21 protein-coding genes are annotated in these 18,205 nt (G+C 71.8%); 13 read left to right on the plus strand and 8 right to left on the minus strand.

Translation table 11 applies throughout. The annotated features are described in order from the left end of the window. The first annotated feature begins 93 nt into the window (after positions 1–93). Positions 94–624 carry a GNAT family N-acetyltransferase gene (locus IRX98_RS12130; protein WP_224277076.1) on the plus strand — a complete coding sequence of 177 codons (531 nt, stop codon included), beginning with the start codon at positions 94–96 and terminating at the stop codon, positions 622–624. A 77-nt stretch (positions 625–701) separates the two neighbouring features. Here the strand turns inward: IRX98_RS12130 and IRX98_RS12135 are convergent, their stop codons facing one another. Then, positions 702–1,622 (minus strand): EamA family transporter, encoded by a 921-nt coding sequence (locus tag IRX98_RS12135; protein WP_224277078.1) that lies wholly within the window; start codon positions 1,620–1,622, stop codon positions 702–704. Positions 1,623–1,644: 22 nt separating this feature from the next. Here IRX98_RS12135 and IRX98_RS12140 point away from each other — a divergent pair, with 22 nt between their 5' ends. Genes IRX98_RS12140 through IRX98_RS12155 form a run of 4 tightly spaced genes read left to right on the plus strand, consistent with a single transcriptional unit; the run spans position 1,645 to position 5,305 of the window. Continuing rightward, complete coding sequence (locus tag IRX98_RS12140; protein WP_224277080.1) at positions 1,645–2,058, plus strand: hypothetical protein; 414 nt, start codon at positions 1,645–1,647, stop codon at positions 2,056–2,058. A gap of 34 nt (positions 2,059–2,092) precedes the next feature. Next, positions 2,093–3,967, plus strand: coding sequence for a translation elongation factor 4 (lepA, locus tag IRX98_RS12145; protein WP_224277082.1), 1,875 nt, complete (start codon positions 2,093–2,095; stop codon positions 3,965–3,967). A gap of 5 nt (positions 3,968–3,972) precedes the next feature. After that, positions 3,973–4,404: a HutD family protein gene (locus IRX98_RS12150; RefSeq protein ID WP_224277084.1), complete on the plus strand. Its 432-nt coding sequence runs from the start codon at positions 3,973–3,975 to the stop codon at positions 4,402–4,404. Positions 4,405–4,456: 52 nt separating this feature from the next. Beyond that, positions 4,457–5,305 carry an alpha/beta hydrolase fold domain-containing protein gene (locus tag IRX98_RS12155; protein ID WP_224277086.1) on the plus strand — a complete coding sequence of 283 codons (849 nt, stop codon included), beginning with the start codon at positions 4,457–4,459 and terminating at the stop codon, positions 5,303–5,305. Here IRX98_RS12155 and IRX98_RS12160 read toward each other — a convergent pair. Continuing rightward, complete coding sequence (locus IRX98_RS12160) at positions 5,302–5,856, minus strand: TIGR03086 family metal-binding protein (protein WP_224277089.1); 555 nt, start codon at positions 5,854–5,856, stop codon at positions 5,302–5,304. The two genes, IRX98_RS12155 and IRX98_RS12160, sit on opposite strands and share 4 nt — an antisense overlap. An 87-nt stretch (positions 5,857–5,943) precedes the next feature. Here IRX98_RS12160 and IRX98_RS23475 point away from each other — a divergent pair, with 87 nt between their 5' ends. Then, a complete protein-coding gene (locus IRX98_RS23475; protein ID WP_224277091.1) occupies positions 5,944–6,774 on the plus strand; it encodes a helix-turn-helix domain-containing protein in 831 nt (276 codons plus the stop codon). Here IRX98_RS23475 and IRX98_RS12170 read toward each other — a convergent pair. Together IRX98_RS12170 and IRX98_RS12175 are read right to left on the minus strand one after the other, a co-directional pair. Beyond that, positions 6,740–7,843 carry a winged helix DNA-binding domain-containing protein gene (locus tag IRX98_RS12170; protein WP_224277093.1) on the minus strand — a complete coding sequence of 368 codons (1,104 nt, stop codon included), beginning with the start codon at positions 7,841–7,843 and terminating at the stop codon, positions 6,740–6,742. The two genes, IRX98_RS23475 and IRX98_RS12170, sit on opposite strands and share 35 nt — an antisense overlap. 2 nt (positions 7,844–7,845) lie before the next feature. Continuing rightward, entirely contained in the window at positions 7,846–8,298 is a 453-nt protein-coding gene (locus tag IRX98_RS12175; protein WP_224277095.1) for an XdhC family protein, read from the minus strand. Between the two features lie 107 nt (positions 8,299–8,405). Between IRX98_RS12175 and IRX98_RS12180 the strand changes: the two genes are divergently transcribed. From IRX98_RS12180 to hemW, 5 genes are all read left to right on the plus strand, one after another. Further along, positions 8,406–8,840: a universal stress protein gene (locus IRX98_RS12180; RefSeq protein ID WP_224277097.1), complete on the plus strand. Its 435-nt coding sequence runs from the start codon at positions 8,406–8,408 to the stop codon at positions 8,838–8,840. Then, positions 8,840–10,267, plus strand: a complete 1,428-nt coding sequence (locus tag IRX98_RS12185; RefSeq protein WP_224277236.1) for an alanine/glycine:cation symporter family protein — start codon at positions 8,840–8,842, stop codon at positions 10,265–10,267. The genes IRX98_RS12180 and IRX98_RS12185 overlap by 1 nt, the downstream gene beginning before the upstream one ends. Before the next feature lie 25 nt (positions 10,268–10,292). After that, positions 10,293–11,225, plus strand: coding sequence for an aminoglycoside phosphotransferase family protein (locus tag IRX98_RS12190; RefSeq protein ID WP_224277099.1), 933 nt, complete (start codon positions 10,293–10,295; stop codon positions 11,223–11,225). A gap of 177 nt (positions 11,226–11,402) precedes the next feature. Beyond that, positions 11,403–13,223, plus strand: a complete 1,821-nt coding sequence (locus IRX98_RS12195; protein WP_224277101.1) for an AMP-dependent synthetase/ligase — start codon at positions 11,403–11,405, stop codon at positions 13,221–13,223. A 76-nt stretch (positions 13,224–13,299) separates the two neighbouring features. Then, positions 13,300–14,517, plus strand: coding sequence for a radical SAM family heme chaperone HemW (gene hemW / locus IRX98_RS12200; RefSeq protein ID WP_224277103.1), 1,218 nt, complete (start codon positions 13,300–13,302; stop codon positions 14,515–14,517). Between the two features lie 224 nt (positions 14,518–14,741). On the opposite strand, the gene IRX98_RS12205 is transcribed toward hemW, so the two are convergent. Continuing rightward, complete coding sequence (locus IRX98_RS12205; protein ID WP_224277105.1) at positions 14,742–15,590, minus strand: DUF3097 domain-containing protein; 849 nt, start codon at positions 15,588–15,590, stop codon at positions 14,742–14,744. Between the two features lie 47 nt (positions 15,591–15,637). Between IRX98_RS12205 and IRX98_RS12210 the strand changes: the two genes are divergently transcribed. Beyond that, positions 15,638–15,847, plus strand: coding sequence for a hypothetical protein (locus IRX98_RS12210; protein WP_224277107.1), 210 nt, complete (start codon positions 15,638–15,640; stop codon positions 15,845–15,847). A gap of 123 nt (positions 15,848–15,970) precedes the next feature. Beyond that, on the plus strand, positions 15,971–16,168 hold the full coding sequence (locus tag IRX98_RS12215) for a hypothetical protein (RefSeq protein WP_224277109.1): 198 nt from the start codon (positions 15,971–15,973) through the stop codon (positions 16,166–16,168). An 11-nt stretch (positions 16,169–16,179) separates the two neighbouring features. On the opposite strand, the gene IRX98_RS12220 is transcribed toward IRX98_RS12215, so the two are convergent. Genes IRX98_RS12220 through IRX98_RS12230 form a run of 3 tightly spaced genes read right to left on the minus strand, consistent with a single transcriptional unit; the run spans position 16,180 to position 18,144 of the window. Continuing rightward, positions 16,180–16,491 carry a hypothetical protein gene (locus IRX98_RS12220; protein ID WP_224277111.1) on the minus strand — a complete coding sequence of 104 codons (312 nt, stop codon included), beginning with the start codon at positions 16,489–16,491 and terminating at the stop codon, positions 16,180–16,182. Positions 16,492–16,547: 56 nt separating this feature from the next. Beyond that, on the minus strand, positions 16,548–17,231 hold the full coding sequence (locus tag IRX98_RS12225; protein WP_224277113.1) for a hypothetical protein: 684 nt from the start codon (positions 17,229–17,231) through the stop codon (positions 16,548–16,550). A 49-nt stretch (positions 17,232–17,280) separates the two neighbouring features. Further along, the gene (locus IRX98_RS12230) at positions 17,281–18,144 is read right to left on the minus strand and encodes an MBL fold metallo-hydrolase (protein ID WP_224277115.1); all 864 of its coding nucleotides are present in this window, start codon (positions 18,142–18,144) and stop codon (positions 17,281–17,283) included. Positions 18,145–18,205 lie beyond the last annotated feature (61 nt).

Below are 18,205 nucleotides of genomic sequence, written 5' to 3' on the forward strand. Positions count from 1 at the left end.
ACGAACCGATATCCGCCGGCCCGCCTCGTCGGGGACAGCTGCCCGGTGAAACCCGTGTGCGCCGCGGACCGGCGGCGGGGAAGGATGGCGCCCATGCCCGAGCTCGTCCTGCCCACCACGTCCGTCCGCGAGTCCTTCCTGGAGGCGATGGACGAGTTCGTCGCCGAGGGCGTCGAGCTCAGCCAGACCGCGGCCTGGATCGACCACAACGCCCCGGGCTGGCAGGACCCCGCCGCCTTCGCCGCCTTCGTCGAGGCCGTCCGCGCCGACGCGCTGGAGGAGAGCCCGCGCCCCGAGTGGCACGTGCCGTGCACGACGCTGTGGTGGGTGGACGGCGAGCACTACCTCGGTCGGCTCGCGATCCGCCACCGGCTCACCGACTTCCTGCTCGAGGTCGGCGGCCACATCGGCTACGACGTACGCCCCACGCGACGGCGGGAGGGCCACGCCACGGCCATGCTGCGCGCGGCGCTGCCGTGGGCGCTCGAGCTGGGCATCGACCCGGCCCTGGTCACCTGCGACGACGACAACGTCGGCTCGCTCCGGGTCATCGAGGCCGCGGGGGGCGAGCTGGAGGACGTACGCGGGGTGAAGCGGCGCTACTGGGTGCCGACCTCGCGGTAGTCCTCCCGGCCGCCCCGCGGGTAGTCCACCCGGAGGTGGTCGCACTGAGGGCCGCCCGACGACCGTTTCCCGGTGGACTACGCCGGCGGGGAGGGCGAGGGCGCGCGGTCCGGCGTACGCCGCGTGCGGGTCGCGACGGCCACGCCGACGACCGCGACGACCAGGCCGACGAGCTGGAGGACGGAGAGGGTCTCGTCGAGGACCAGCCAGGCGAGGACCGCGGTGACCGGTGGGCTGAGGAAGAACAGGCTCGCCGCTGCGCCCGAGCCCCCGCGCAGCACCAGCAGCGACAGCAGCACCAGGCCGACGATCGAGTTGACGACGGCGAGGAAGACGACGGCCACGAGGGCCTGGCGGCCGTCGGTGACCGGCCACGCGCCCTCGGTGGTCCATCCCAGCACGAGCATCGGTGGCGCGGACACCGCGAACTGGACGGCGGCCGACCACAGCAGGTCGGGCTGCGCCCCGATCCAGCGCTGGCCGAGGGTGCCGAGGCTGAGCGTGAGCATGCTCAGGCAACCGATCAGCACCGCGGCCACGCCGCCGGCGTGGCTGAGGTCCCCGCCGAGCACCAGCAGCACGCCGAGCACCCCGACGACGAAGCCGACGACCTGCAGCGGCGACACCCGCTCCCCGAGCAGCCCGGCGGCGAGCAGCGCGGTGAGGACCGGGCTGAGGGCGTGGAAGAGCGAGGCGAGGGTGGCGCCGAGGCCGAGGTCGAAGGCGACGTACATCAGGCCGAACTGCACGGCGTTCATCACCACGCCGACCGCCGCGACGCGGGCGAGGGTGGCGCGGTCCATCCGGGTGGGCCGGCGCAGCGCGAGGGACAGCGCGGCCGCCAGGACCGCTGCCAGCACGAAGCGCCAGCCCAGAACAGTGAAGGGTGCGGCGGCGTCCACCGCTGCCGGACCGGAGATGTATCCCGAGGACCAGACGAGCACGAACGCGGCGGCGGGCACCAGGGGCAGGTGCGCCGATCCGGTCCGAGAAGTCACTCGCGCACGCTAGCGTCCGGCCATGGGGGACACCGGGGCGACCGTGGCCGGCCTGCGCCGGCAGTGGGGCTTCGGCCTCGTCGCGCTCGGCGTCGGGATCCCGCTGGGCTTCCTCACCGCCGGCCTCGGGATCCTCCCCGCCCTGGTCCTGCTGCCCGTGGCGGCCGGCCGCACCTTGGCCCGCGCCGAGGTGGTGCCGACGTCCTGGCTGGTGCTCGCGGTCACCGTGCCCGCGGTGCCGGTGCTGACGTCGGTGGGTGCGATCCTGGGCATCGTCAACCTGTGGGCCGAGCCCGTCATCCTCTTCGTCCTCGGCATGGCGGCCGGGGTGGTCGCGGCCGTCGTGGTGGCGGTCCTCCTCGTCGCGTGGGGGATCGAGGTCGGACGCGTGCGACGCTCGTCGGTTCGGCGCCCCCACGCCCGCGTGGAAGAATGACCCGACCCCGCCGTCGTACCCCGGAAAGCAGTCCGTGAGCCTCAAGAACGCGCCCAAGCCTGGCTCGACCGACCCGTCGATCATCCGCAACTTCTGCATCATCGCGCACATCGACCACGGCAAGTCGACGCTGGCCGACCGCATGCTGCAGCTCACCGGCGTGGTGGACGAGCGGGCGGCGCGCGCGCAGTACCTCGACCGCATGGACATCGAGCGCGAGCGCGGGATCACGATCAAGTCGCAGGCCGTGCGGATGCCGTGGACCGTGCCGGGCGACAACGAGGAGGGTGCCGAGCCCGGCACCTACGTCCTCAACATGATCGACACCCCCGGCCACGTCGACTTCACCTACGAGGTGAGCCGCTCGCTCGAGGCGTGCGAGGCCGCGGTCCTGCTCGTCGACGCCGCACAGGGCATCGAGGCCCAGACGCTGGCCAACCTCTACCTCGCGATGGGCGCCGACCTCCACATCATCCCGGTGCTCAACAAGATCGACCTGCCCGGCGCGATGGTCGACAAGTACGCCGCCGAGCTGGCCGGCCTGGTCGGCTGCGAGCCCGAGGACGTGCTGCGCGTCAGCGCCAAGACCGGCGTCGGCGTGGCGGGGCTCCTCAACGAGATCGTCATGCAGACCCCGGCGCCCGTGGGCGACGCCGACGCCCCGCCGCGCGCGCTGATCTTCGACTCCGTCTACGACACCTACCGCGGCGTGGTCACCTACGTCCGCGTGGTCGACGGCAAGCTCACCCACCGCGACCGCATCAAGATGATGTCGACCGGCGCCGTGCACGAGATGCTCGAGGTCGGCGTGATCAGCCCCGAGCCGGTCAAGGCCGCCGACCTCGGCGTCGGCGAGGTGGGCTACCTCATCACCGGCGTGAAGGACGTACGCCAGTCGCGCGTCGGTGACACCGTCACCAGCCAGCACCACGGGGCCACCGAGGCGCTCGGCGGCTACAAGCACCCCAACCCGATGGTCTACTCCGGTCTCTACCCGATCGACGGCGACGACTACCCGACGCTGCGCGACGCGCTGGAGCGCCTGCAGCTCAACGACGCCGCGCTGACCTTCGAGCCGGAGACCTCCGGCGCGCTCGGCTTCGGATTCCGCATCGGCTTCCTCGGCCTGCTCCACATGGAGATCACCCGCGACCGCCTCGAGCGCGAGTTCGACCTCGACCTCATCTCCACCGCGCCCAACGTGGTCTACGAGGTGGCGATGGAGGACGGCACCGACGTCACCGTGACCAACCCGAGCGAGTACCCCGAGGGCAAGATCTCCGAGGTCCGCGAGCCGGTCGTCAAGGCGACGATCCTCAGCCCCAGCGACTACATCGGCACGATCATGGAGCTCTGCCAGACCAAGCGGGGCAGCCTGCAGGGGATGGACTACCTCTCCGAGGACCGCGTCGAGATGCGCTACACGCTGCCGATGGGCGAGATCGTCTTCGACTTCTTCGACCAGCTCAAGTCGCGCACCAAGGGCTACGCCTCCCTCGACTACGAGCGCTCCGGCGAGCAGGCGGCCGACCTGGTGAAGGTCGACATCCTGCTCCAGGGCGAGCCGGTCGACGCCTTCTCCGCGATCATCCACAAGGACGCGGCCTACAGCTACGGCGTGATGATGGCCGGCAAGCTCAAGGACCTCATCCCGCGCCAGCAGTTCGAGGTGCCGATTCAGGCCGCCATCGGCGCGCGCGTGATCGCCCGCGAGAACATCCGCGCGATCCGCAAGGACGTCCTCGCCAAGTGCTACGGCGGTGACATCTCCCGCAAGCGCAAGCTGCTCGAGAAGCAGAAGGCGGGCAAGAAGCGGATGAAGAACATCGGCACCGTCGAGGTCCCGCCGGAGGCCTTCATCGCCGCGCTGTCCACCACGCAGCCGACGGAGAAGACCGGCAAGAAGTAGTGGCCGTGCGCGAGCTGGCCCGGGCCGACGACGGGTCGTGGGTGGTCTGCCTCGTCGACGTGGGCGCCGACGGGCCGCTGCCGTCGCGCCCGGGCGTACGCCGCCTGCTGACGGTGGTGGACGGCCCCGTCCTCGGCATCGATGTCGAGGGCGCGACGCACGTGCTCGAGCCGCACCGGCCGTTCGCGGTGACTGCTGACGCCGTGGTCGTGGCGTCGGTCCCGGAGGGACCGGTGCGCGTGCTCGACGTGGTCGTCGACGATCCGGTGGAGCCGTTCGTCACCGTGCTCGAGCTGGGCAGGTCCTCGATCCTGCCGCTGGCGGGCGACCAGGTGGCCCACGTCCTCACGCGGACGGAGTCCCCGGACGTCGTCACCGGACCCGGCGAGGTCTCCGGCCGCTGCACCGTCGCGGTCGTCACGCTCCAGCGCGCCTGACGCATCCGGGACCGACCCATCCGGCACGTGCCGCGGCTCCGAACGCGCTGCGATGAGACTCGATGACCGGCTCAGGGTCGAGATGATGCGCGCCACGGCGCGGTGGACGGTGTCGTACGGCGACGACCTGAGGTTCGCCGGATGCGACCTGCCCGGACCGCAGCGGGTCCGCATCCAGACGCGGCACGGCAAGGTGCCGGTGCACCTCTACCGCCCGGCACCCGGTCCGCTCCCGGTCCACGTGCACCTGCACGGCGGCGCGTTCCTCATGCGCCACCCCGCGATGGACGACTGGTGGTGCCGCTATGTCGCCGCAGTTGCAGGGGTCGTGGTGGCCAACGTCGACTTCGAGGTCGCGCCCCGCGTGGCCTACCCCGTCGCCCAGCACCAGGCCCACGACGTCGCCGCCGCGCTGGCCGCGGACGGCACGCCGGTCTCCGTCGGCGGTTTCAGCTCCGGAGGCGGGCTGGCCGCCTCGGTGGCACTGCAGGCACGCGACGCGGGCTCCTTCGCCCCGACGCTCCAGGTGCTGGGCATCCCGGCCCTCGACCTGTCCGCGGAGCCGCGCGACGGCGAGCGCGGGATGATCTCCCCGGAGCTGCGCCGGCTGGTGCGCCGCGTCTACCTCCCCGACCCCGCGACGCGGCGCGAGCCGTACGCCTCACCGCTGCTGGCCCGGGACCTGACCGGCCTGCCTCCAGCCGTGGTGCTCACCGCGGAGCACGACGTCCTCCGTGCCGAGGGGGACGGCTACGCCCACCGGCTCCGCGCCTCGGGGGTGCGCGTGGTCCACGACATCACGCCCGGCGTCGACCACTACTTCCTCACCGAGGACCCGGTCCGTGCGCGCACCACGATGGCGATGGTGGCGACCGAGATCCGCGGTGCGCTCCTGGGCTAGGGACGCCAGCCCGGGTCCCGCCCGAGGCGGGCCAGCAGGCGGTCGGACGCAGAAGCGTCGTCGGCCACGTCGACGGCCTCGGTGCAGACGCCCTCGGAGTAGAGGGCGTCACCCCACCCGTCTGCGGTGACGTGGAGCCGTGCTGCCTCCTCGTCGCTGACCGACCAGTCCTGGCCGGTGGCGCGGGCGACGTCGGAGCCGTGGACGACCAGGTCCCAGCCGTAGAAGTCAGCCATGGTCGCGGCGATCGTGGTGCGGCCGAAGTAGCCGTCGTACTCCAGCTCGGCGACGCCGTCACGGCCGAGGACGTCGGCGACCGCCGCGGCGTGCTGGCGCCACGCGGTGGCCGGGTCGCTCCGGTCGGGAGAGGAGCCGGGGTCGAGGTCCTGTCGCTCGAGGAAGTCACGCTCGGTGTCGATGACGTGGTCGACGACGTCGCGCACGGTCCACCCCTCGCAGGGGGTGGGTGCGTCCCACGCGGGCCGGGCCCGGTCGACGATGGCGGCGAAGGCGTCGGCACGCTGGACGAAGTGCAGTGCGGTGTCGGTCATGGACCCACGTTCGCAGCGGCGGTGTCGGTGCCTCTTGTGATAATCCGACACATGCCGGACACGCGCGGGGCTCGAAGGGTCGATCCCGTGGACCGCGCCCACCTCACGGGACTGAGCCGCCCCTCGCCGCCCATCCATCGCTACGCCCCGGGCAGCCACCTCACGGACCTGGTGGACCGTTTCTGGATCCCGGTCTGGTCGCTGGCCGAGCCGTCCACCCAGAGCACCCTCCAGCACCCCGTGTGCCTCGTGGTCGTCAGCAACGCCTATGCCCGCTTCTACGGGGTTGCGCGGGGACGCTCCACCGTCACGCTCGAGGGTGACGGCTGGGCGGTCGGCACGATGCTCACCCCCGCAGCGGGGCGCCTCCTGCTGGGTCGGTCGGTCGCCACGGTGACCGACCGCTGGGTCGAGCTCGACACCGTGCTGGCGCCGGACCACGCCGACCTCGTCGGCCGGGTCCGGGCCGCGATGACGGCCGACCCGATCGATCCCGACGCACACGCCGACGCGATCGAGGTGACCGAGCAGTGGTTGGCGACGCACCTGCCGGTCGACGAGCAGGGCCTGCTGGTCAACGAGCTGGTCACTTGGTTGCGCGACCACCCGGACGTGACGCGGGTGTCGGACATGGCACGCGAGGTCGGGCTGACCGAGCGGAGCCTCCAGCGCCTGGTCGAGCAGCGACTCGGGCTGAGCCCGAAGTGGCTGGTCCAGCGCCGACGGCTGCACGACGCGGTCGAGGCGCTGAAGGCGGGCTCGACCGGCCTGGCCGACATGGCTGCCATGCTCGGCTACACCGACCAGGCGCACTTCACCCACGACTTCCGGACGGTGACCGGGATGACGCCGGGGGAGTTCCTGCGCGACCAGCCCGGCGCCGTCACACCACCTCGCGGGTCAGTGAGACGTCCGTGACCGCGATGCCGAGCGCCGCCTCGAGCGCGGCCACCGGCGCGTCCAGCTCGGCCTTCCGGGGCCGGCGGGTCCCGGCGAACCACACCACCTCCAGCGGACGGCGCCTCGCCGACCCGGTCGCCCTCCACCAGCCGGTGATCCGGCCGTCGACGAGCAGGGGCGGCAGCACGAGGCCGTTGGCGCCGCTCCACAGGCGCCTGAGGTGCGCGGGCGCGGCGAACCGCTCCCGCCCGACCGGCTCGTAGGCGCACATCAGGGCGTCGAACTCCGGCAGCAGGCGTACGCCGTCCAGCCCGCGCGGCTCCGGCGGATCGGGCAGGTCGAGGTAGGTGCGTCCGTCCGGTCCCTCCACCTGGACCAGGCCCACCCGGGTGTCGAGGTCGTCGACGAGCTCGTCGACCACCCGCAGTCCCATGCCGGACCACCACGCCAGGTCGTGGCGCGAGGCGGGTCCGTGGCTGCGCAGGTGGAGCTCGACCACGTCGCCTACCGACGCGTCCGTGCCGCCGGGGAGGGTGCGGTACTCCGGCGCGCCCTGGCCGGACCAGTCGCCGTTCAGCGGACGGCGTACGAGGCCGCCGTGGCCGAAGGCCAGGTAGCGACCACCCTGCCCGCCGGTGACGTCGTCGCGGCCCTCGTGCTCGACCAGCCACCGGTGCAGGTGGTCGCGCAGCTCGTCGGGGCTGCGCCACGTCGACGCGAAGTCCTCGGTGGCCTGCCACAGCTCCTCGACCGTGGCGTGCTCCAGCGCCAGCATCCGCTGCCACGAGGTGCGTTGGCCGACGCGGGTGGCCGCCCCGAGGACGGCGTACGCCTCCGGGGTGGTCGTGTGGACGGTGCCGCGGATGGTGCTCCCACGCACGACGGCGCCGGACTCGTAGGCCTCGCTGACCTCCGCGCGGCTGGTGCCCGGGAACCGGGCGGCGAGCGCGAGGAAGGGGGAGCGGGCGGTCTGCGACTGGACGGGCCCGATCCGGGCCAGCTGCCCGGCGACGCCGGACGCCGTGCGGGCTGCGGGGAACTGGCGTGCGAGGGTCGCGCAGGCCAGCTCCTCCCACGTGCCGGCCACGCTCAGTCGCGCATCGGTCCGCCGGGACGGCCGTAGGACTCGGCCACGATCTCCGCCACCACCGAGAGGGCGATCTCGCCCGGGCCCCTGCCGCCGAGGTTGTGCCCCGCCGGGACGTGCAGGGCGCCCACGTCGACGCCTTCCTCCACGAGCTCGTCGAGGAGGGACACGGCGCGGTGCCGGCTGGCCATCATCGCGACGTACGCCGCCGGTGAGGCCAGCGCGGCTCGTAGCACGCCAGGTGCGTCGGGGGCGTCGTGGTCGCAGAGGACCACCGCGTCACCGGCCTGCGGGTGCAGTCCGGGGCCGCCGTCGTCGGCAGGCTCGACGTGCACCTCGCGCCCCACGGCGGTCGCGATCGAGGTGATCGCGCGGGAGATGGGGTTGTCGCTCAGGACCAGGATCCGGCCGTGCGTGGCGGCCTCGTCGGACCAGGGCTGCTGTCGCTCGCTCACCCGACCACGATCCCACATCGACTGTGGCCCGGATCACGTCCGGCGTACTACCCTGCCCCGATCACCGCACGCCGTCCCTAACCCCCGCCGGCAGAAAGAGTGACCGCATGAGCGCATCCGTGATCGTGGGAATCGACGGGAGCGAGCCGAGCAGGCGCGCCGTCGAGTTCGCTCTGAGCCTCGCCGAGTCGCAGGGGGTGGGGCTCGTCGTGGCCCACGTGATCCCCTGGTCCCCCTACTCCTTCAACACCCCCACCGAGAACGAGGAGCGCGGCGAGCGCAAGCAGCAGGAGCTGCGCGCCGCCACCACCCAGATCATCGAACCGGCCGTCGAGGTCGCGTCGGGTCACTCGTGCGAGGTGACGCCGGTGGTGCGCCACGGCGATCCCGTCGACACCCTCGTCGAGCTCGCCGGTGAGTTCTCCGCGACGGCCATCGTGGTCGGTCGCACCGGCGACAGCCGCGTCAAGCGCGCGCTGTTCGGCTCGATCCCCGGCCACCTCGTGCACGAGAGCACCATCCCCGTGACGGTGGTGCCGTGATGGAGGACGAGCCCTTCTTCGACCGGATCCTCAACAAGATCACCGAGATCGTCTTCTACCCCGTCAACATCGGCGGGGTCGACATCCTGCCGATCGTCGTGTGGCTGATCGTGGCGGCGCTCTTCTTCACCGTCTACCTCGGCTTCCTCAACATCCGCGGGTTCGCCCACGCGATCAACCTGGTGCGGGGCCGCTACTCCAAGCCCGAGGACGCCGGCGAGGTCTCGCACTTCCAGGCGCTCGCGACTGCCGTCTCCGGCACGGTCGGGCTGGGCAACATCGCAGGTGTGGCCGTGGCCATCACCCTCGGCGGGCCCGGCGCGACCTTCTGGATGATCCTGGCGGGCTTCCTCGGCATGAGCACCAAGCTCGCCGAGTGCACCCTCGGCGTGAAGTACCGCAAGGAGCACCCGGACGGCACGGTCTCGGGCGGTCCGATGTACTACCTGCGCGACGGGCTCGCCGAGCTCGGCCTGCGCGGGCTCGGCAAGGTGCTGGCCGCCGCCTTCGCCGTCTTCTGCATCCTCGGCTCGCTCGGCGGCGGCAACATGTTCCAGGCCAACCAGGCGACGGCCCAGATCCTCGCCGTCACCGGCAACGAGGGCAACACCGGCCTCACCTGGGCCATCGGCATCGCGTTCGCCCTCGCGGTCGGCATGGTCATCCTCGGTGGCATCAAGTCGATCGCCCGGGTGACCGAGAAGGTCGTGCCCTTCATGGCCGCCCTCTACCTGCTGGCGTGCCTGGTCGTCATCCTCGCGAACGTCGAGAAGGTCCCCGGTGCCTTCGGCGACATCGTCTCGGGCGCCTTCAGCCCCGAGGGCATCACCGGCGGCGTCGTCGGGGTGCTCATCGTCGGGTTCCAGCGCGCGGCCTTCTCCAACGAGGCCGGCATCGGCTCCGCGTCGATCGCCCACTCGGCCGTCAAGACCAACGAGCCCTCGACCGAGGGCCACGTGGCGCTGCTCGAGCCGTTCATCGACACCATCGTGATCTGCACGATGACCGCGCTGATGATCGTGATCAGCGGGGTGTGGGAGGACGGCGAAGGAGCGGAGGGTGTCGCCCTGACGTCCTCGGCCTTCGAGACGGTCGTGCCGTGGTTCCCCAACGTGCTCGCCGTCGCGGTCATCCTCTTCGCGTTCTCGACGATGATCTCGTGGTCCTACTACGGCATGAAGGCCACCGGCTACCTCTTCGGGGACAACCAGACCGCCGAGAACGTCTACAAGGTGGTCTTCTGCATCTTCACCGTCCTGGGCTCCGTCACCGCGCTCGACGCGGTGCTGGGCTTCTCCGACGCCGCCATCTTCTTGATGTCGGTGCCCAACGTCATCGGCCTCTACATCCTGGCCCGGGTGCTCAGGAAGGAGCTGTCCCAGTACCGCGCCAAGATCGCCAACGGCGAGATCCAGCGGGTGAAGTAGCAGGGCACCTGCCTAGGCTCGCTGCATGCCTCTCCCCGTTCCCGCAGGACTGCTGTCCCAGCGGGAGCTGGGGGAGGACTGGGCGCGCTGGCTGGACCGCCTGCCGCGCCTGGCCGAGGAGCTCGTGGCGGAGTGGCGGCTCACGCCGAGCGCCGCACCGCTGCACGGCTACTGCTCCCTGGTCCTCCCGGTCACCGATGCCGACGGCACCGCGGGCGCCCTCAAGATCACCTTCGACGGCGACGAGGAGTCGCTCCACGAGGCGCTGGCGCTGCAGCACTGGGGCGGCGCGGGCGCCGTACGCCTCCTGCGCGCCGACCCGCGGCGGCGCGCCCTGCTCCTGGCGTGGCTGCCCGGCCCCGACCTCGCCGACACCTGGGACGTCGAGGCCTGCGAGGCGGTCGGCGGCCTCTACGGCCGTCTCCACATCCCCGCGCTGCCCCAGCTGGCGAGCGTGGAGTCGTACGTCGAGGGGTGGCTGCGCGACCTCGAGGGGCTCGGGCGCGACGTGCCGGTCCCGCGACGCTACGTCGAGCAGGCGCTGGCCCTCGGTCGCGCGCTGCTGGCGGACGCTGCGGCGCCGGTCGTCGTGCACGGTGACCTGCACTACGCCAACGTGATGGCGGACGCGGCGGGGGAGTGGGTGGCCATCGATCCCAAGCCGATGGCCGGCGACCCGCACTACGAGCCGGCGCCCCTGCTCTGGAACCGGATGGAGGAGCTGAGTGGCGCCGGGGCGGTCGGATCGGTGCGTGACGGGTTGCGGCGCCGCTTCCACGCTGTGGTCGATGCCGGAGGCCTCGACGAGGACCGGGCCAGGGACTGGGTGGTGGTGCGGATGGTGATCAACGCGGGCTGGACGGTGGAGGACGCCCGACGCGCCGACCGCCGGCTCACCGGCGAGGAGCAGGAGTGGATCACCCGGTGCATCGCGGTCACCAAGGCCGTCCAGGACTGACCCTCCAGACCGGGCGGAGGGGGCCGAAAGTCGCCATCGGTGGCCAAGGTCCGGACAAATCCGGGTGTTTGCTACCGCTCGGTAAACACAGTGATCTAGGTTACAGCCAAGTCAGCCCAGCACGCCCCCGCTGCGTGACGCTGCCGCGTCACGCAAAGACGAATGAGTAGGTAACAGATGCCGACCACGATCGACACGAGCTTCCTCGACACGATGCCGCCCAACGTGGCCGTCCAGTTCTTCGACCGCGTCACCGCGACCCCCGACGCCGAGGCCTTCCGCTTCCCGCGTGGCGAGGCGTGGGAGTCGGTCACCTGGAAGCAGGCAGGCGACAAGGTCGAGGCGCTCGCCGCGGGCCTGATCGCGCTGGGCGTCCAGCCCGAGCAGCGCGTCGGCATCGCCTCCGGCACCCGCTACGAGTGGATCCTCGCCGACCTGGCCATCATGTGCGCCGCCGGTGCGACCACCACGGTCTACCCGACCACCAACGCCGAGGACACCGTCTACATCCTCGGCGACTCCGAGAGCCGTGTCGTCTTCGCCGAGGACGACGAGCAGCTCGCCAAGCTCGTCGCGCACCGCGCCGAGCTGCCCCACGTCAGCAAGGTCGTCACCTTCGAGGGCAAGGCCGACGGGGACTGGGTGATCTCGCTCGACGACCTCGCCGCGATGGGCGCGCAGAAGCTGGCCGAGCAGCCCGACGTGGTGCGTACGACGTCCGCGGCGATCGCTCCCGACCAGCTCGCGACCCTGATCTACACCTCCGGCACGACCGGTCGCCCCAAGGGCGTGCGGCTGCGCCACTCGTCGTGGGTCTACGAGGGCGAGGCGATCCGCGCGCAGGGCATCCTCTCCGAGACCGACCTCGAGTTCCGCTGGCTGCCGATGGCGCACTCCTTCGGCAAGGTGCTGATGTCGACGCAGATGGCGTGCGGCTTCGCCGCCGCGATCGACGGCCGCGTCGACAAGATCGTCGACAACCTCGGCGTCGTGAAGCCCACGTTCATGGGTGCCGCCCCGCGCATCTTCGAGAAGGCCCATGGCCGCATCGTCACCATGCAGGCCGCCGAGGGCGGGGCCAAGGAGAAGCTCTTCAAGGCCGCCTTCGCCACCGGCCTCGAGGTCGAGCGCCTCAAGCGCGAGGGCAAGTCGGTCCCGATCGGCCTCAAGGTCAAGCACGGCCTCTTCGACAAGCTCGTCTTCAGCAAGGTCCGCGACCGCTTCGGTGGACGCGTCCGCTTCTTCATCTCCGGCGCCGCGGCGCTCAACCGCGACATCGCCGAGTGGTTCGGCGCGGCCGGCATCACCATCCTCGAGGGCTACGGCCTCACCGAGACCTCGGCCGGGTCCTTCGTCAACCACCCCGACCGCAACAAGTTCGGCACGGTCGGCCCGGTGTTCCCGGGCAGCGAGGTGAAGCTCGGCGACAACGACGAGGTCATGATCAAGGGCCCCGGCGTCATGGACGGCTACCACAACCTCCCGGAGGAGACCGCCCGCACGCTCACCAGCGACGGCTGGCTGCACACCGGTGACAAGGGCGCCCTCGACGCGGACGGCCACCTGGTCATCACCGGCCGCATCAAGGAGCTCTTCAAGACCTCCGGCGGCAAGTACATCGCCCCGCCGGCGATCGAGTCGAAGTTCAAGGCCGTGTGCCCCTACGCCAGCCAGTTCATGGTGTTCGGCGAGGACCGCAACTACTGCGTCGCGCTCGTCACCCTCGACCCCGACGCGATGGCGGGCTGGGCCGAGGCCAACGGCATGAGCGGTGCGTCCTACACCGAGATCGTCCAGTCCGAGGCCGTCCACGCGATGGTCGCCGGCTACGTCGACGAGCTCAACAGCCACCTCAACCGCTGGGAGACCATCAAGAAGTGGAAGCTCCTCGACCACGACCTCTCGGTCGAGTCGGGCGAGCTCACCCCCTCGATGAAGGTCAAGCGCAACGTCGTCCAGGGCAACCACCAGGCGCTGATCGACCAGATGTACGCCTGACACGTCGTCCGCGAACGGGTGCCGGTGGGAGACCACTGGCACCCGTTCGGCGTCTGCGGCGTGGTTGGATACCGGCGTGCCCCCCGCGCAACCCGACGGCGACGTCGCCCCCGAGGACGGCCTGCTGCCCGACGAGGCGTGGGCCGAGTTCGGCAGCAAGCCCTTCGGCCTCTACGTCCACGTCCCGTTCTGCAGCGTGCGCTGCGGCTACTGCGACTTCAACACCTACACCGCCCACGAGCTCGGCGACGAGGTCGGCGCCAGCCGGTCGTCGTACGCCGAGGCCGCGATCCGCGAGATCCGCTTCGCCCGCCACGTGCTGGGTCACCGCGACGTCAAGATCGAGACGATCTTCTTCGGCGGTGGTACGCCGACGCTGCTGAAGCCCGCCGACCTCGGCGCGATCGTGGCGAGCGCGGCCGCGGAGTTCGGCCTGGCCGACGGCGTGGAGATCACCACCGAGGCCAACCCCGACAGCGTCGCCGCGTGGGACCTCGAGGAGCTGCGGACCGCGGGCTTCAACCGGATCAGCTTCGGCATGCAGTCGGCCGTCGACCACGTGCTGCGGACCCTCGACCGCACCCACGACCCGATGCGGGTGCCGGCGGCCGTCGACTGGGCGCGGCAGGCGGGCTTCGACGACGTCAGCCTCGACCTCATCTACGGCACGCCGGGGGAGTCGCTCGCGGACTGGGAGACGTCGGTCGAGGCGGCCCTGGCGTGCGAGCCGGACCACGTCTCGGCCTACTCGCTCATCGTCGAGGACGGCACCGCGCTGGCCAGGCAGGTCAAGCGCGGCGAGCTGCCGATGCCCGACGAGGACGACCTCGCCGACAAGTACCAGCTCGCCGACGAGCGCTTCACCGCCGCCGGGCTCGGGTGGTACGAGGTGTCCAACTGGGCCACGTCGCCCCAGCGCCGCTGCCGGCACAACATGCTCTACTGGACCGGCGGGCACTGGTGGGGCGTCGGCCCCGGCGCGCACTCCCACGTCGGCGGCACCCGCTGGTGGAACGTCAAGCACCCCACGGCGTACGCCGACCGCCTGGCGCGCGGCGTCTCACCCGCGCTCGCGCGTGAGGTGCTCGGCTACCGCGACCAGCGCGTCGAGCGGGTGCTGCTCGAGATCCGCCTCGTGGACGGGCTGCCGGTCACGGCCCTCGAGGCCACCGGACGCGCCCAGGTCGCCCGCCTCGTCGCCGACGGCCTCGTCGAGCTCGCCACCGAGCGGCTCGTGCTCACCCCCCGCGGCCGGCTCCTCGCCGACGCGGTGGTCCGCGACCTCGTCGACTGAGGCACCTCTCGCTGGTCGAGTAGCCCGCGAGGGACCTTTGCATCGCTGGTCGAGTAGCCCGCGAGGGACCTTTGCATCGCTGGTCGAGTAGCCCGCGAGGGACGAGCGGGCGTATCGAGACCCCTCAGTCATCGCGGATCTCGATACGGGTCGCCAGTCGCTCGCTGCGCTCGGGTCTGGCCGAGCCCTACTCGATCTCCCGACGTGATCTTCCCTGAGCAAGCTCAGGGAAGCGTCGTGAAGTCGATGAGCTCCTCGACCCGCCCGAGCAGCGCGGGTTCGAGGTCGGCGTACGACGTGACGCGGCCCAGGATGTGCTTCCACGCCCGCGCGATGTCGGCCTGGTTGCGGTGGGGCCAGCCGAGCTGCTGGCACGTGCCGGTCTTCCAGTCGATGCCCCGGGGCACGTCGGGCCAGCGCGGGATGCCGAGGCGGTCGGGCTTGACCGCCTGCCAGACGTCGATGAACGGGTGGCCGACGACGAGGACGTGCTTTCCGACGGGCGACTTCGCGATGCCCTGCGCGATCCGGGCCTCCTTCGAGCCCGGGACGAGGTGGTCCACGAGCACGCCGACCCGTCGCTGCGGACCGGGCCGGAAGTCGCGCAGGTGGTCGGCGAGGTCGTCGACGCCGCCGAGGTACTCGACCACGACGCCCTCGATGCGCAGGTCGTCGCCCCACACCTTCTCGACGAGCTCGGCGTCGTGGCGGCCCTCGACGAAGATGCGGCTGGCGCGTGCGACCCGGGCCTTGGCGCCGTGGACCGCGACGGACCCGGACGCCGTCCGCGTCGGGGCGGCGGGGGCACCGCCGCGGACGGGACGGGTGAGGACCACCGGCCTGCCCTCGAGCAGGAAGCCCGGGCCCAGCGGGAACGTACGCCGCTTGCCGCGCCGGTCCTCCAGCGTCAGGGTGTCGATGTCGCGGTCGACCGCGACCACCTCGCCGCACCAGTCGGTGGTGACCTCCTCGACGACCATGCCGAGCTCGGTCGGGGTCTCCACGGCGCGGCCCCTGGCCGGGGCACGCCAGTCGCCGGAGAGGACGTCGGTTCCGTATCGATCCTGGGTCACCGGGTTACGTTAGGCGCCTCATGGGCGGAAAACGGGGGTGGCACGCCGTGGCAGCACGCGCGACGACGGACACGACGAAGCGGTCGACGCTCGGGCGACGGCTCCGGCGGTGGGTCGGTGTCGACTACGAGGAGGACGGCGTCTTCCGCCCCGTGCGGCTCTCGCTGGCCGTCGACCTGGGCATCTCGGTGGGCATCGTCGTCCTGGTCCTGGCCAGCTTCGGCGGCTTCATCGCGTGGCTCGCCGCCACACAGTGAGCGGGGTGGGGGCATGCGCCGGCGTTCGCGCTGACGCAGCAGAGCGACATCGCGCGATCCTTCGGCGGGCGGAGCGGGTTCGTCTCCGAGGAGCTGGACCGCGGCGGCGCCGAGCCCGAGCAGATGAGCCGCCTCGAGCGCTCGGCTGCGTGGCTGCTGTGGAGCGACTCGTCCAACCACTACGAGGAGTACGCCGACGACGACCGGGTCGGCGTCAACAGGCTCCTCCCGTCGGCCGAGCTCCTGGTCGCCGTCGGCATCGTGGCGGTGTTCGTCGGAGGCTTCGCGGGGTTCATCGCACTGCTGGCGCTCACCCGCTGAGCCCCCGGCGGTCAGCCTTCCTGGGTGGGTGCCTGGCTGGCGCCGTCGTCGTTGCCCAGGTCCTCCTGGGTGGCGTCCATCTCGAGCTCCTCGCGGCTCTTGGTCTCCTCCGCGTCGGGGTCCAGCGGCTCGGCGAGCGGGTTGTCCTCGCCCGGCTGGAGGTCCTCAGGCAGCTGGTCGTCGGAGATGCCGCCCAGCGTCGCGTCGTCGGGGGAGGCCGTGCCGCCCTCGTGGTCGGAGTCGGCCGGGCTGGTGCCGCTGCCGGCAGTGGGGCTCTCGGTGGAGGCGGCGGGGTCGGTCGGGGTCTGGCTCTGGTCGCTCATGTCATCAGTCCTACTGGCCGCGGAGCGGGGTGACCAGCCCCGTCGGGGTGTGCTGCTCAGCAGATGCCGGCGTGCAGGTGCGAGCGCAGGGCGGCGCCGAGCTCCTGCGGCGAGGCGACCGTGCGCAGGAAGTCGAGCCGCTCGGTGTGTCCTCCTGCGGTGTCCAGCCACGACACGACGACCCCGGAGGCGTCGACCCGCAGCAGGCTCGCGGCCAGGAGGGACTCCAGCGGTACGCCGAACGTGCTGGCCGTCGCGGCCCGCAGCTCCTGCTCGTGGGCCTCGTTGGCGTGCTCGGCGGCACGCTGGAGGTAGCCGGGGTTGAGCACGTGGCGGCGGTCGCGGAACCGGTCGACCTCGACGGGCACCGGACGGTCGTCGCGGAAGAGGGTCACCCGCGACACGTCGAGGGCGACGAGCGCGCGGGGATCGCCGCAGCACGGGCAACCGGACCCGCGCTGCGCCAGGCGCCCCTGGAGGAAGAGGTCGAGGCGGCGGTGGTCGGCAGCGAGGGGGTCGAGCCCGCTGGTCACCTCGACCACCGCGACCGCCCCGGTCCGGGCGGCGGCGAGGAGCGCCGAGGTCTCCGAGGCGCTGAAGACGGGGGAGCCGTGCACGTCGCAGGTCACGTCGTACACCTCGTCGGCGACCGCGTCACGGTCGTCGCTGACGCGCACGGTGATCGTCTCGGGGCACGACAGGACGCTGCGGGCGAGGCGGGCGGCTTCGTCGGGGATCATCACGGCTCCATGAGAATTAGGTAAGGCAACCCTAACCTCACGCGGATGATCACGCCATGGGCAGTCGCTTCTGCCCGCGAGGCAGGTGCGCGTAGCCGAGGCGTACGGCGCTGACGAGCCGCTCGCGCTCCCACGGCCACTCGCCCACGTCCAGCGCCTGCGACTCGGGCACGCCACGCGAGGCGAGGTCGCGGATCGTCTCGGCGATGATCCCGAGCTCGATGCGCTGGTCCTGCACGAAGTCCTTGTCGACGACCTTGCCGTGGCCGGGCACCACGACGGATGCGTCGGTCAGCAGGCCGACGACGAGGTCGAGGGTCGCGGGCCACTCGAGCGGCCAGGAGTCGTCGCCGATGAAGGGCGGGTCGGACTCCTCGACGAGGTCGCCGCCGAGGAGGACGTCGGCGTCGGGCACCCGGACCACGAGGTCACCGGCCGTGTGCCCGCGGCCGGGGTGGATCAGCTCGACGGCGCGGTCGCCGAGGTCGAGCTGGACGGCCGAGGAGAAGGTGCGGTCGGGCAGGTGGAGCGTGGTGGCGAGGACCTCCTCGCGCCGCGGGTCGTCGACGCGCTGCTCGAAGTCCTCGAACGTGCGGTGCGCGGACTCCTCGACGTGGTCGCGGGCCCACTCGGTGGCGTGGACGGGCATCTCGCCGAACTGCTCGACCATGGTCGCGTTGCCGAAGTGGTGGTCCCAGTGCTCGTGGGTGTTGACGAGCGCGGTGAGCGGCCCGGCACCGAGGCGGCGTACGTCGTCGGCGACGACCCGCGCCTGTGCCGCGGAGCCGTGGGTGTCGACCATCAGCAGCCCGTCCGAGCCCCCGACCAGCGTGATGTTGACGTGCATCCAGTCGTAGTGCGCCACCCACACGCGGGGCGCCACTTCCTCGAACCGCGGGGTGTCGTCGGGCATGTCGGCGACACTACGGGCTGCTAGTAGAGTTGGCACTCCGGATTGACGAGTGCCAGCGAGG

Origin of the sequence: Nocardioides lacusdianchii, assembly GCF_020102855.1 — a bacterium.
Classification (GTDB): domain Bacteria; phylum Actinomycetota; class Actinomycetes; order Propionibacteriales; family Nocardioidaceae; genus Nocardioides; species Nocardioides lacusdianchii.